This window comes from Streptomyces sp. MGP-BFMKR1 (genome assembly GCF_057766585.1).
In genome coordinates, this window is record NZ_CM173408.1 from 7,396,875 (window position 1) to 7,409,525 (window position 12,651).

At 73.9% G+C, this 12,651-nt stretch carries 12 protein-coding genes; 6 read left to right on the forward strand and 6 right to left on the reverse strand.

All coding sequences use genetic code 11. The features are described from left to right. Positions 1 to 152 precede the first annotated feature (152 nt). Complete coding sequence (locus AC3CHW_RS29755; RefSeq protein WP_488468512.1) at positions 153 to 323, forward strand: hypothetical protein; 171 nt, start codon at positions 153 to 155, stop codon at positions 321 to 323. Beyond that, positions 320 to 1,420, forward strand: coding sequence for a winged helix DNA-binding domain-containing protein (locus AC3CHW_RS29760; RefSeq protein WP_398610538.1), 1,101 nt, complete (start codon positions 320 to 322; stop codon positions 1,418 to 1,420). Before AC3CHW_RS29755 ends, AC3CHW_RS29760 begins: the two co-directional genes overlap by 4 nt. A 116-nt stretch (positions 1,421 to 1,536) precedes the next feature. Here AC3CHW_RS29760 and AC3CHW_RS29765 read toward each other — a convergent pair whose 3' ends face one another. Then, a complete protein-coding gene (locus tag AC3CHW_RS29765; RefSeq protein WP_488468513.1) occupies positions 1,537 to 1,920 on the reverse strand; it encodes an RNHCP domain-containing protein in 384 nt (127 codons plus the stop codon). A gap of 420 nt (positions 1,921 to 2,340) precedes the next feature. Between AC3CHW_RS29765 and AC3CHW_RS29770 the strand changes: the two genes are divergently transcribed. The 4 genes from AC3CHW_RS29770 to AC3CHW_RS29785 all read left to right on the forward strand — a co-directional run bounded on the left by AC3CHW_RS29770 (position 2,341) and on the right by AC3CHW_RS29785 (position 7,233). Next, on the forward strand, positions 2,341 to 2,829 hold the full coding sequence (locus AC3CHW_RS29770) for a hypothetical protein (protein ID WP_488468514.1): 489 nt from the start codon (positions 2,341 to 2,343) through the stop codon (positions 2,827 to 2,829). A gap of 336 nt (positions 2,830 to 3,165) precedes the next feature. After that, positions 3,166 to 5,682, forward strand: a complete 2,517-nt coding sequence (locus AC3CHW_RS29775) for a S8 family serine peptidase (RefSeq protein ID WP_488468515.1) — start codon at positions 3,166 to 3,168, stop codon at positions 5,680 to 5,682. Further along, on the forward strand, positions 5,679 to 6,413 hold the full coding sequence (locus tag AC3CHW_RS29780; RefSeq protein WP_488468516.1) for a hypothetical protein: 735 nt from the start codon (positions 5,679 to 5,681) through the stop codon (positions 6,411 to 6,413). The genes AC3CHW_RS29775 and AC3CHW_RS29780 overlap by 4 nt, the downstream gene beginning before the upstream one ends. Before the next feature lie 139 nt (positions 6,414 to 6,552). Continuing rightward, the gene (locus AC3CHW_RS29785; protein WP_488468517.1) at positions 6,553 to 7,233 is read left to right on the forward strand and encodes a phosphatase PAP2 family protein; all 681 of its coding nucleotides are present in this window, start codon (positions 6,553 to 6,555) and stop codon (positions 7,231 to 7,233) included. A gap of 16 nt (positions 7,234 to 7,249) precedes the next feature. Here AC3CHW_RS29785 and AC3CHW_RS29790 read toward each other — a convergent pair whose 3' ends face one another. The 5 genes from AC3CHW_RS29790 to AC3CHW_RS29810 are packed head-to-tail and all read right to left on the reverse strand — an operon-like array spanning position 7,250 to position 12,646. After that, positions 7,250 to 8,581, reverse strand: a complete 1,332-nt coding sequence (locus AC3CHW_RS29790) for a glutamate-1-semialdehyde 2,1-aminomutase (protein WP_488468518.1) — start codon at positions 8,579 to 8,581, stop codon at positions 7,250 to 7,252. Between the two features lie 6 nt (positions 8,582 to 8,587). Continuing rightward, complete coding sequence (locus AC3CHW_RS29795) at positions 8,588 to 9,139, reverse strand: dTDP-4-dehydrorhamnose 3,5-epimerase family protein (protein WP_398610533.1); 552 nt, start codon at positions 9,137 to 9,139, stop codon at positions 8,588 to 8,590. After that, positions 9,136 to 10,386 carry a polysaccharide pyruvyl transferase family protein gene (locus tag AC3CHW_RS29800; protein ID WP_488468519.1) on the reverse strand — a complete coding sequence of 417 codons (1,251 nt, stop codon included), beginning with the start codon at positions 10,384 to 10,386 and terminating at the stop codon, positions 9,136 to 9,138. Before AC3CHW_RS29800 ends, AC3CHW_RS29795 begins: the two co-directional genes overlap by 4 nt. After that, entirely contained in the window at positions 10,383 to 11,339 is a 957-nt protein-coding gene (locus tag AC3CHW_RS29805) for a glycosyltransferase family 2 protein (protein WP_488468520.1), read from the reverse strand. Before AC3CHW_RS29805 ends, AC3CHW_RS29800 begins: the two co-directional genes overlap by 4 nt. Then, positions 11,336 to 12,646, reverse strand: a complete 1,311-nt coding sequence (locus tag AC3CHW_RS29810) for a hypothetical protein (RefSeq protein ID WP_488468521.1) — start codon at positions 12,644 to 12,646, stop codon at positions 11,336 to 11,338. Before AC3CHW_RS29810 ends, AC3CHW_RS29805 begins: the two co-directional genes overlap by 4 nt. Between the last annotated feature and the right edge of the window lie 5 nt (positions 12,647 to 12,651).

Below are 12,651 nucleotides of genomic sequence, written 5' to 3' on the forward strand. Positions count from 1 at the left end.
GCGACCCGGGGGAGCCTGGCAGGCAGGGCCACGGCCGCCCCCGTACGAGCGGCAGGCTCCGCGCGCCACGGCCCCGGGGGCCCGCCGCACCTCCCGCGATCACGCGACCACAGCGGACACATCCTGTCCTCATGGCCTGCCATCGTGGGGCCGTGCATCACGACGAGAACAACCAGGAAGAACCCGTCACCCCGACCGCCGCGCCCCGCTCCCGCCGGGCCGGCGGCCGGGCCGGCGGCCCCGCCGCGCGCACGGCCGCCGGGCCGCGCCCGGTGGCGGCCGGGGGCAGCGGTGACGTGCGGGCGGTGGAGGGGCCGCGATGACCGTGTTGGACACCCGGGCGCTCAACCGCGCCACGCTCGCCCGACAGTTGCTCCTCGACCGCGCCGACCTGCCGGCCGTCGACGCCGTCGCGCACCTGGGCGGCCTCCAGGCCCAGGAGCCGCAGGAACCCTTCGTCGGGCTGTGGTCCCGGCTGCGCGCGTTCGACCCGCACACGCTCTCGGACCTGCTGACCGAGCGACGCGTGGTACGCACCCACCTCATGCGCCGCACGGTGCACCTGGTCACCGCGGACGACGCACTGGCCTGGCGGGCGCGGCACGACGCCATGCTCCGGCAACGGTCCGTCGGGGCCTACCGTCGCGAACTCGCCGGAGTGGACCTCGACGAGCTCGCGGCGGCGGGCCGCGCCCTGTTGGCCGACGGCGGGCCGCGTTCGATGGCCGACCTCGGCCGGGCGCTGGCCGAACGGTGGCCCGAGCCGGGCCCACGGGCGCTCGGCGAGGTGGTCATCGCCGCGCTCGTCCCGGTGGTGCAGATGCCGCCGCGCGGGCTGTGGCGCGTCCGGGCGGGGGTGCGCAACGCGCCGCTCGCGTCCTGGCTCGGCCGCGAGGTGGACCCGCTGCCGCGCACCGGCTCGGACCCGGTCGGCCAGGCGCTGGTGCGGCGCTACCTGGCCGCGTTCGGGCCCGCCGCCTCCGCCGACGTGCGCGCCTGGTGCGGCCTGGCCGGGCTGCCGACCGCCCTCGCGGCCCTGCGGGACGAGCTGGTCACCTTCCGCGACGAGCGCGGCCGGGAACTGCTCGACCTCCCCGGCGCGCCACGCCCCGACCCCGAGACGCCCGCGCCGGTGCGGTTCCTGCCCGCCTTCGACAACGCCGTCCTCGGCTACCAGGACCGTGGCCGGATCATCGACGACGCCCACCGCGGCCTGTCCGTCACCGGCGCCCGCTTCGTCCTGGTGGACGGCCGGGTCGCCGCCACGTGGAGCGTCCGGGACGGCACGGTCACGGTCACCCCGTTGCGCGCCTTCTCCCGCGCCGACCGTACCGCCGTGGCCGAACAGGGCGGCGCGCTCGCCTCGTTCCTCGCCGACGGCGAGCGCCACGGATTCGCGATCGAGGCGTCTCCCCGCTGAACGATGCCCGTGGGTCGCTCCTGCCCCCGTACGGCGCGACGGGGCGGCCGAACGCGACGGAAAAGGGCCCGGCGGCCCCTGGGTGGGGTCGCCGGGCCCGTCGCGCGGTCAGCGGCTCACAGGCCGGCCAGCCGCTCGAAGGGGAACGGCGGCTGGGCCAGTGGGCGTACGGCGAGCCGGGTCAGCGGCAGGGCGTTGTCGTCGCCCGCCGTGCGGTTGGCGTGCAGCACGCCGCAGCCGGTGCACCGGTGGATGATCACCCACTCGCCGTCACCGCGCACGGTGATGGCCAGCGGCTCCATCCGGGCGCCGCAGTCGGCGGCCCGGTCGCCCGGGGTGGTGTCGAGGTGTCGGCTCCACAGGCAGTGCGGGCAGTGGTTGCGATGGTTGGTGCCCACGGCGCTCATGGAGATGTCGAGGCCGCAGTGGAGACAACGGAACGAGGTGGCGTTCCGGGAGCGGCCGTGTGCGGCGCGCTCCCGCTTGCTGGGTCGGGTCATGCGAGGGGACTCCTGGCAGTGTGCGTCACGTGCGGAGCGTGTCGCGCGCGCCGAGGTGCGGCACGTCGCGAACGCGGTCCAGGGGCGGCCGGGTTGGCCGCCGCGAGGTACGCCGCTCGCGTAGGGGAGTCCGTGCGGAGCCGGTCAGCCTCGACCGGGCCGAACGCGTCGGCCGGGTCCAGACGTCACCGGTGCGGACCGTCCTCGTACGCGAGATCCGTTCCGCGACGCCCTGGGCATACAACACCACCTCTTCGGAGGGCCCGACGCCGTGCCGGTGCCCCTTGCCACGCCCATGGAAACCGCTGCGCGGGCCGGCGCACAACCGATTTCCGTCCGTCGAGCCGCGCCCGGTCCGCCGGCGGGTGGTGCGGGCGGCTGGTTCGGTCGGTCCCCGTGGCGAGTTGGCAGACTCGTGCCATGGGATCTTGGGGAAATCTGGGGCCGGCGCTGTTGTCCCTGGCGGGTGTGGTGCTGGGCGCGGGTGGGTCGCTGTTCGGCCAGTACCTGGTGTCTCGGGCGAGCAACCGGCAGGTGGAGATCCAGGAGGCAGCCGCGCACCGCGCGGAGCTGAAGAACGTGATCCTGCGGTTTCTGAGCATCGCGTGGCAGGTGGAGAAGACGGCGTTCACGTCCCCGCCCGCCGGCGCCAGCGCGGCCACCCCCGCGCTCGACCGACTCGTCGACGACCTGTGGCTCGCGCAGGCGGAGATCGACCTGTCGGCCAGGAGCGAGCCCCTGCGGGGTGCCGCCTATCGCTACGCGACCCACCTCGCCGAGGCGGCCCGGGGCGAGCTGGCCGACGCGTCCGCGCTGCGCGGGCCGCAGGTGCGGTTCTTCGACGCCGCGTACGACGACATGTGGCCGGGCCAGCGGCGGCCGGCCGGGGATTCCCGCATGTCCCGCTGAGGGAGCAGGGTGCGCCATACCGCCCCTGACCTGGCCGTACCGGAATCCGACCCCCCGCAACGCCACACGGCGGCAACACACCAGATGCCCACCAACGCTTTCAAGTCCTTTTCTTTCAGGCGCACTTGGCTTTTCCGCCACACTCGCGGGTGGGTGCCGCGATCCGGCACATACTCGCCTGTGCACGCACTCGATGTGAGGGGCCTGTGGGGCCCTTCTCGTGAGCTGTCCTCATTGGGGGGAAAGTTGCGTACAGGAAGAAGAGCTGTGTGGGGCGCGGGGGTGGCCGTCGTTGCCGCCACCGCGCTCGCGGCGGGGTTGACCACCCCGACCGCTGTGGCGCGGGAAGGATCCGCCGCCACGACAGACGGCAAGCGGACGGGGCAGGAGCGCGGGGCCGGTGGTGCCCGCACCTGGGTCACCCTCGTCACCGGTGACCGGGTCGCGGTCGACGCCAAGGGCAACCCGGTCGCCATCCGGCCGGCCGAGGGGCGCGAGCACGTACCCGTTCAGGTGGAGCGGCGGGGCGGGCACGCGTACGTGATCCCGCGTGACGCGCGTCGCCTGATCTCCCGGGGCACGGTGGACAAGCGGCTGTTCGACGTGACGACGCTGAGCCGGCCGGAGTACGTGGCCAGTCAGCGTGCCGGGGTGCGGCTCATCGTGGCCTACCAGGGCGAGCGGCCCGCCGCCAAGGCGAAGCTCCGGGCCGCCGAGGGCACGAAGGTGCGGCGTTCGCTTCCGGTGCTGGGCGCCGACGCGGTGACGGCCTCGCCCGAGCACGCCTCGGCCGCCTGGGAGGCGCTGACCGACGTGCCCCGCGGCGCCACGCACCGAACGGCCGCCCCCGGGGTGGCGAAGGTGTGGCTGGACGGTATCCGTAAGGCCACGCTGGACAAGAGCGTGCCGCAGATCGGCGCGCCCGCGGCGTGGAAGGCCGGCTTCGACGGCAAGGGCACCAAAATCGCCGTGCTGGACACCGGTGTCGACCAGACGCACCCGGACCTGGTCGGGCAGCAGGTCGCCGAGAAGAACTTCACCGACGCCGTCGACACCAAGGACCGGGTGGGTCACGGCACCCACGTGGCCTCCACCGCGGCCGGTACCGGCGCGAAGTCCGGCGGCAAGTACCGGGGCGTCGCCTCCGGTGCGAAGATCCTTGACGGCAAGGTACTGAACGACGAGGGGTTCGGCGAGGATTCGGGCATCGTCGCGGGCCTGGAGTGGGCGGCGGCCGAGAAGGCCGACGTGGTCAACCTCAGCCTCGGTGGGACGGACGCGCCCGGCCTCGACCCGCTGGAGACCGCGGTCAACAAGCTCTCGGCCGAGCAGGGCGTGCTCTTCGCCATCTCGGCGGGCAACGAGGGCGAGTTCGGCGCCGGTACCGTCGGCTCTCCGGGCAGCGCGGACGCCGCGCTGACCGTGGGCGCCGTCGACAAGAAGGACGAGCTGGCCAGCTTCTCCAGTCGGGGCCCCCGGGTGGGGGACGGTGCCATCAAGCCCGATGTGACCGCGCCCGGTGTGGACATCGGCGCCGCGGCGGCGCCCGGCAGCCAGATCGCCGAGGGAGGCACTCCGGTCGCCGACGGCTACGTGGCGATCTCCGGCACCTCCATGTCCGCCCCGCACGCCGCGGGTGCCGCGGCGATCCTGGCCCAGCAGCACCCGGACTGGAGCGGTGAGCGGATCAAGGCCACGCTGGTCGCTTCCACGACCCCCGGCAAGTACACCGCCTTCGAACAGGGCACCGGCCGCATCGACCTGCGCCAGGCCATCACGCAGACGGTGGTCGCCGAGCCGGCCTCGCTCTCCTTCGGCAAGCAGCAGTGGCCGCACCACGACGACAAGCCGCAGGCCAGGAAGCTGACCTACCGCAACCTGGGCGACAAGCCGGTCACCGTGGACGTGGCGCTGACCGGTACGGGTCCCGACGAGAAGCCCGCTCCCGCCGGCTTCTTCACCGCCAAGGACAAGCAGCTCACGATCCCAGCGGGCGGCACGGCGACCACCTCCGTCACCGTCGACACCCGGCTGGGTGGCACCGTTGACGGCTCGTACAGCGCGCGGGTGACCGCGACAGGCGGTGGGCAGACCGTGCGCACCGCCGCCGCCGTGGAGCGCGAGGTCGAGTCGTACGACGTGACCCTCAAGCACGTCGGTCGGGACGGCAAGCCCGCGCAGTCCTTCAGCAGCGCGCTGGACGGGATCAGCGGCCTCGGCGCTGGCCAGACCTTCGGTGTCGACGAGACCAGCAAGGACGGCAAGGTCCGGGTTCCCAAGGGCCGCTACCTGCTCACCGGCTCGATCAGCGGCAGCGACGAGAGCATCGACTGGATCAACCAGCCCAAGCTGGTCGTCGACAAGAACACCACGGTGACCCTCGACGCGCGCACCACCAAGCCCGTTGACGTGAGCGTTCCGGCACGGGATACCACCTCGCTGCTCGCCTACGCGGAGATCGGCGTCACCGGGGAGAAGGTGTCCTTCGGCTACGGCTACCTGCTGGAGTCCTTCGCGAAGTTCAGGACCGCCCACCTCGGCCCGGCCGTCCCGGCTGGCGAGCTGACCCAGAAGTTCACCAACAGCTTCCAGCGGGGGAGAACGGCCCCACGTACCACGTGGCCTACGGCGGTTCCGTCACCAAGGCGCCGACCGGGTTCGTCCGGCACGCCAAGCCCGCCGACCTCGCCAAGATCACCGCCAGGCTGGGCGCCCCGGCTCCGAAGAAGACCGGCGCCCTGCTCACCTTCCCCCTCATCGGCAACTCGAGTACGTGGGCGGTCGGCATCCCCACCAAGCTGCCGCACACCGCAACCCTCTACGTCAACGGCAAGGGGCCGCGGTGGGAGGTGAACCTCGACCAGTACAACGCCGAGGACGACTACGAGGCCGTCTACAGCACCGCCGAACTCCGGCTGACCCCGGGCAAGTCCTACACCCAGCAGCTCAATGTCGGGGTGTTCGGGCCCAAGGTGAGCGCGAACGAGGGTATCTTCCGCGAGGGCAACGACCTGTACGGCGTCCTTCCGCTCTTCGCCGACGGCAGGAACAACAGCGGCTACACGACGCACGACACGGCGCGGACCACCCTCTACCGCAACGGCAAGAAGGTCGGCAGCAACACTGACCCGCTCACCGGTGCCGAGGCGTTCACGGTGCCGGCCGGAGCGGCCACCTACAAGCTCAGCACCTCGGTCACCCGCAGTGGGGTCGCCAACGTCTCCACCAAGGTCACCGGCGACTGGACCTTCTCCTCGAAGAAGAGCACCGGTGAGGTGAAGCTGCCGACCTCGGTGGTGCGCTTCACGCCCACCCTGGCCCTCGACAGCACCGCCAAGGCGGGGGCGACGGTCAAGGTCCCGGTCACGGTGCAGGGCTCGGCCGCCGGTAAGAACCTCAAGTCGCTGGCGGTGTACGTCAGTTACGACAAGGGCGCGCACTGGAAGAAGCTGGCCGTCAGCGGTGGCAAGGTGACCGTGAAGAACCCGGGCGCTGGCAAGAGCGTCTCGTTCAAGGCGAACGCCAGTGACAAGCAGGGCAACACGGTGAGCCAGGCCGTCTACGACGCCTACCGCACCCGGTAACACCCGCTCGCCCCATGCCCGGTAACACCTCGGGCACCAGCGCACCGGCCCGTCGGGGAGCGTCATCCCGGCGGGCCGGTGCCGTTACGCGTGCGGCGCGGGGTCGGCACGCGGGGTCGGCAACTGAAAGGCTGACGGCGTGCGACTGTTGGATGATCCTGAACGCGTCGGCCGGCCGGCGCCCGCGGTGCTGCCCGTAGCGCTCCGCGCGCGGCTCGGGCTGATCGCGGCCGTCGCCGCGCTGGTCGTCGTCGTCATCGGCGTCTGGTACGCGGGCGACGGCGGGCCAGGCTGGGTGGACGCGCGGTTCTCGGTGGCGGCGGAGGACGTGCGACCCCGGTGGCGGTCCGTCGCGCTGGCCGTCGACTTCTGGGGGGAGCCCGCCGGGGCGGCCACGCTGGTCGGCCTCGCCGTGGCGGGCTGTCTGGTGCTGCGGTGGCCGCGCGCGGCGGTGCTCGTGGTGGTCGGCGTCGGGCTGGCCGTGGCGACGACGCGGCTGCTCAAGCCGCTGGTGGGGCGCACCATCCACGGTGACAACCTGTCCTACCCGAGCGGGCACACCGCCTTCTGTACCGCCTTCGCCCTCGTGGTGGCGCTGCTCGTGGCCGGCCGGCTCCGGCTCGGCGCGACGGCCGGCACCCTCCTCACCCTCACCCTGACGCTGGTCGCCGGTGCCGCGATGGGGTGGGCGCAGGTCGCGCTGGGCGCGCACTACCCGACCGACGTGCTCGGCGGCTGGTGCGCGGCGCTCGCGGTGGTGCCGGCGACGGCGTGGCTGGTCGACCGGGCGGCCGACGCCGCCCGGCGCGGGCACGGTTGACGGGCGTCACCGCGCCTCAGACCAGCCGGCGGAAGACCGGCTTCACCGGCCGCCCGGCCAGCCAGGGCGTGGGGTCGCCGGCGTCCACCGCCTTCCGGTACACCGCGCACGCCTGGGCCACCACGTCCACGGTGCGGTCGACGTCGGCGTCGCTGAGCGCGCTGCTCACCACGAACGACGGGGCCAGCACCCCGCCCGCGATGAGTTGGCGCAGGAACAGGGTGCGGTACTCCTGCGAGGGCCGCAGGTCCGTGCCGAGGGTGGCGAAGACCAGGTTGCTGGCCCGGCCCCGGACGAGAAGGTGGTCACCGACGCCCGCGCCGGCCGCCGCGTCCCGGACGCCGGCGGCCAACCGCTCGCCGATGGCGTGCAGTCGCGCGGTGACGCCCTCCTCGACGTAGGTGGTGAGCACGGCCATCGCGGCGGCCAACGCGTGCGTCTCCGCGCCGTGCGTGGTGGACAGCAGGAACACCCGCTCGCCGGGGTGGCGCAGCCCGCCCCGTTCCATGAGTGCGCGGCGCCCGGCCAGCGCGGCGACGGCGAACCCGTTGCCCAGCGCCTTGCCGAAGGTGGACAGGTCGGGCACGACGCCGTACAGGCCCTGGGCGCCCGCCTCGGACCAGCGGAAACCAGTGATCATCTCGTCGAAGACCAGGACGCAGCCGTGCCGGTCGGCCAGCGCGCGCAGCCCGGCGAGGTAACCGGGCGGGGGTTCGGTCTGACTGGCGGGTTCGAGGATCAGGCAGGCGACCTGCCCCTGGTGGCGGGCGAGCATCTCCTCGGTGGCCGCCAGGTCCGCGTACGGGAAGGTCACGGTGAGTTCGGTGGTCGCGGCCGGCACGCCGGCGGACATCGGTGTGGTGCCGATGAACCAGTCGTCGACCGAGAAGAACGGGTGCGCGTCGCAGACGGCCACCAGCGGGCGCCCGGTGACGGCACGGGCCAGCCGCACGGCGGCGGTGGTGGCGTCGGAGCCGTTCTTCGCGAACTTCACCATCTCGGCGGTCCTCACCGTGGCCAGGAAGCGCTCCGCGGCCTCCACCTCCACGATGGACGGGCGGACGAAGTTGCTGCCTCGGTCCAGTTCCCGCCGCACCGCCTCGACCACGCGCGGGTGGGCGTGACCGAGGCTGACCGACCGCAGTCCCGAGCCGTACTCGAGGTAGCGGTTGCCGTCGACGTCCCACACGTGGGCGCCGCGACCGTGGCTGATGATCGGGGCCAGGTCCGCGGGGTACTGGTCGTCGCCCTTGGCGTAGGTGTGCGCGCCGCCGGGGACCAGGGCGTGCAGCCGCTCGTTGGCCTCACGCGACCGGGGCAGCGGGAACTCTTCGGCTGGAGGTGTCACGGCGCCTCAACCCTCCTCGTGGGTCAGGGCCTCGGCCAGGCTCGGCGCCCGCCGGTCCCGCGCGGACATCGACGTGGCCGGCAGCGGCCAGGGGATGGCGAGCCGCGGGTCGTCGTGGGCGATGGTCACGTCCTCGGCCGGGTCGTGCGGGCGGTCGATCCGGTACGAGACGTCGGCGACGTCGGTCAGCGCCTGGAAGCCGTGCGCGCAGCCCGCCGGCACGTACAGCGTGGTCTGGGTGGCGTCGGACAGCTCGAACAGGCCCCGGCCCAGGTAGGTGGGCGAGCCGGGCCGCAGGTCCACGACGACGTCGAAGATCCTCCCGTACGAGCAGCGCACCAGCTTCGCCTCGCCGGCGCCCGAGCGCAGGTGCAGGCCGCGCAGCACGCCCCGGACCGAGCGCGACAGGCTGTCCTGGACGAACGCGTTCGGGTCCAGGCCCACCGAGCGGACCACGTCGGCGTCGAAGGTGCGGCAGAAGAAGCCGCGTTCGTCGGCGTGGGGCGTCGGTTCGAAGAGGTAGGCGCCGGTGATCTCCGGGACCTCGGTCGCTTTCATGGGGTCTCCCGCGTGGCAGGGGCGTGGTCGGTCGCCGGGAACAGGGACTCGGTCAGGGCGGCGAACTGGCGCTCGACGCGCCGGGCGGCGGCCACGTTCCGTTCGGCGAGGGTCCGCCGTAGCTCGGCCGACCGCCGCTCAAGCGCCCGGAACTGTGCGAGCAGCCGGCCGGCGTCAACGTCGCGGGCGGGGTGGCAGTAGGTGCCGAGACCCATCCGGGCCATGAGCGCGTCGCTCTTGCCCGAGTAGCTGAGCGCGAGCGTCGGTGTGCCGACCTTCAGCGCGCAGATCAGGTTGTGGTAGCGGGTCGCCACCACGGCGTCGGCGACCGCCATCTCCTTCATCAGGTCGGCGAGCGAGGCCGTCTCGGCCGCGGTGACCAGGGGTGAGTCCACCGCGTCGAGGATCGCGGCGACCACCGGCCGGTCGACCTCGTCGCCGGTGAGCAGCCGGACCGGCCTGCCGTCCGCGACCAGGGCGCGCACGAACGCGGTCGTCCCGTCGAGGTAGCGGCGGTGGATCTCCTCGGCCCTGGCGCGGTCGTCGTTGCCGCCGTGGAACGCCATGACGCCGACGCACACGGTGCCGGGCGGCCCCGACGGCCCCGACGGCCCCGACGCGAGGCCCGCCGCCGGCGTCGGGAGGGCGAACACGAGGTCCTCGTAGACGCCGTCGCGCGCGGTGTCCACGCCCGTCGCCCGCATCGCGTCGCGGGACATGGCGTCCCGGTACGACCGGTAGCCGGCGAGCCGCGCCGACCAGCGCACCAGGGCCCGGGTCGGCCGGTTGCCGATCCGGCCGGCGCCGACGCTGACCAGCGCGACCCGGGTGCCGAGCAGCCGGCCGGCCGCGCAGAGCAGGAACAGCGAGTACGGGAAGCCCCACGGCCGCAGCGGCAGCGTGGTCTCCAGGACGCCCGTGCCCGGCACGATGACCACGTCGTGCCGGCGCACCCAACCGGCGGTGCGGGCGGCGTCGACGAGTTTGCCCACCCCCTTGGCGGCGATGGCGCCCGCGCGGGACGCGGTCCGGTACTCGCCGCGGTACCAGTTCAGCCGCGTGGCGGGAATCCGGTAGCGGAGCGCGACGTCATCGGCTCCGCCGCACATCGCGTCCACGACCGCCCCCGGGTGCTCGGCGGTGAGGTAGCCGAGCACCGCTTCGAGCGAGCCGTCGTTGCCGACGTTGCCGGAGCCGAGCAGGCCGAACAGCCCGACACGCACCGGAGTCCGCCTCGCGGACGTCATGCCCGGCCCCCGTCGCGGCCGGCGACGAGCGCGTCGACGGAGACCGTGAGCTCGGCCGGGTCGACCGGGGCCCGGTCCTCGACCCGCTCGCCCGCGCCCGGCCGGGCCCGGCTGGCCATCCACGCGGCCAGGTGGCCGTAGCACGCGCGCCGGTCGGCCGAGGACAGCGGCGCCCGCCGGATCGCCGAGACGAAGCCGCCGACGTACTCGGCGAGCAGCCGGGGCGTCGGGTGCAACGGCCCCGCGCGGCGCGGGTCCAGGTTGACGCACCGGGAGCGCTTGGAGGGGTTCGCCCGCTCGGCGCGCGTGGGGTGGTCGCGGCGGAAGTACAGCAGCTCCGGCACCTGGTGGAACGGCCCGTGCAGGCCGATCTCGGCGACGAACGTGCGGTCCGCGTGGTGGTAGCTGTCGTGCGGCTTCACCCGGCGCAGCACGTCGGCCCGGATCACCCCGTAGAAGTCGTCGCCGCCGGGCTCGAAGAGCATGCTGCGGAAGCGCTCGGGCGCGCGCGGCGAGGCGGTGTCGAGCGTGTACGCGTACGGGACCTTCACCTTGCCGTCGCCGTCGATGACCGCCTGGTCGGCGTGGGCGAGGATCACCTCCGGCCGCTCGTCCAGCGCCTCCACACAGCGCCGCAGCAGGTCACGGGCGTACAGGTCGTCGTGCGAGGCCCACTTGAACAGCTCGCCGCGGCACTGGGTGAACACGTGGTTGTGGTTCGGCGCGGCGCCGATGTTGCGGGGCAGCCGGAGGTAGCGGACGCGCGAGTCCCGCGCGGCGTACGCGCGGCAGATGTCGCGCGTTCCGTCGGTCGAGGCGTTGTCGGTGATGACCAGTTCGAAGTCCTCGTAGGTCTGGCCGAGCAGGGCGTCCAGCGACTCCGCGAGGTACTCCTCGCCGTTGTACACGGGCAGGCCGATGCTCAGCCGGGGAGTGCGGCCAGAGACAGTCATGACGTCCTCACTTCACGAAGGGTGTTCTGGTGGCGCTCGCGCAGGGCGGAGCGCAACTGCAGCCACCACGCGGCGGAGCCGCACGCGGCGGCTGCGGCGACGCCCCAGGCCGAGCCGGCCGTGCCGGCCACGACCGCGCCGCCGAGCCCGCCGGTGACGTAGCAGGCGGAGGCGAACAGTTGGCAGCGCAGGCTGCGCCGGGCCGCGGCGAGCGCGCGCAGTCCGGCCGCCGCGCCGGTGCCGAGACCGGCGCCCGCGACGCCGAGGGTGACCGGCCAGATGATCGCCGACGCGGAGTCCCAGACGTCGCCGAGCACCAGCTCGCCGGGCCGGTCGGGTACGAGGAGCAGCGCCGCGCCCCACAGCAGCGCGGCGACGGCCTGCCCGCCGCCCAGCGCGAGGCAGAACCTGCCCAGGCGCTCCGGGGCCCGCCGCAGCACTCGTGCCGCCTCCGCGACGGTGACCAGCGAGAGCCCCATCAGCACGGCGAGGAACGGGCCGAGCAGCAGCTCGGCGCCCCGGATGACCCCCACCGCGCCGACGCCGACGATCGCGCCGAGCCCGTACGCCCGCAGTTGGCTCGCGCCGCTGACGCCGACGTTCTCGGCCAGGTACCGGTAGCCGAGGTCGCGGTGGTCGCGCAGCCACTCGCGGGCCCCGGTCATCCGGGGCCGGATGCCGGACTGGTAGCAGCCGTACGCCGCGGCCACCGTGGCGGAGGCGCCCCAGGCGAGCACGTAGGCGGTCACGCTGCCCACGCGGGCCGCGACCACCATGGCCGGCACGAGGGCGACGCCCCACACGACGTCGTTCACGAACGCCTTGCGGCCGTCGCCCGCGGCGAAGAACGAGAACCGCCAGGCGTCCTGCAACAACAGCCCCGGCAGCACGACGCCCAGACCGGCGAAGGCGAACCCCACCCGGCCACCCAGGGCGAGCCCGAGGACCACGCACACCGCGCCGACGGCCGCGCCGACGCCGAGCGCGGTACCCGACGAACGGGCCACCGCGACGCGCCAGGACGCCACCGGCACACCGCTGAAGCGCACCACGAGGGGGTCGGTGGCCAGGCCGCGGGAGACGCTGAGCACCACGCCGTAGGTCACCCAGGCCAGGCTGAACACGCCGAAGGCGGTCAGCCCGAGCGAGCGGGCCACGTAGACGCCCACCGCGAAGTTGGACACGCTGGAGGCCGCCTGGTCGGCCAGGCCCCAGGACAGCCGGCCGACCATGGCCCGTTTGGCGCTCCGCCCGGCCTCGCCCGGCGGGGCCTTCGGTGGCGTGGTGCCCTCGCCCTCGGTCGTCATCGGTG

Coding starts and splice junctions, on each gene's coding strand:
- AC3CHW_RS29800 (WP_488468519.1), bottom strand. CDS start 10,386: ATGACGTCCGCGAGGCGGACTCCGGTGCGTGTCGGGCTGTTCGGCCTG.
- AC3CHW_RS29760 (WP_398610538.1), top strand. CDS start 320: ATGACCGTGTTGGACACCCGGGCGCTCAACCGCGCCACGCTCGCCCGA.
- AC3CHW_RS29765 (WP_488468513.1), bottom strand. CDS start 1,920: ATGACCCGACCCAGCAAGCGGGAGCGCGCCGCACACGGCCGCTCCCGG.
- AC3CHW_RS29810 (WP_488468521.1), bottom strand. CDS start 12,646: ATGACGACCGAGGGCGAGGGCACCACGCCACCGAAGGCCCCGCCGGGC.
- AC3CHW_RS29805 (WP_488468520.1), bottom strand. CDS start 11,339: ATGACTGTCTCTGGCCGCACTCCCCGGCTGAGCATCGGCCTGCCCGTG.
- AC3CHW_RS29770 (WP_488468514.1), top strand. CDS start 2,341: ATGGGATCTTGGGGAAATCTGGGGCCGGCGCTGTTGTCCCTGGCGGGT.
- AC3CHW_RS29795 (WP_398610533.1), bottom strand. CDS start 9,139: ATGAAAGCGACCGAGGTCCCGGAGATCACCGGCGCCTACCTCTTCGAA.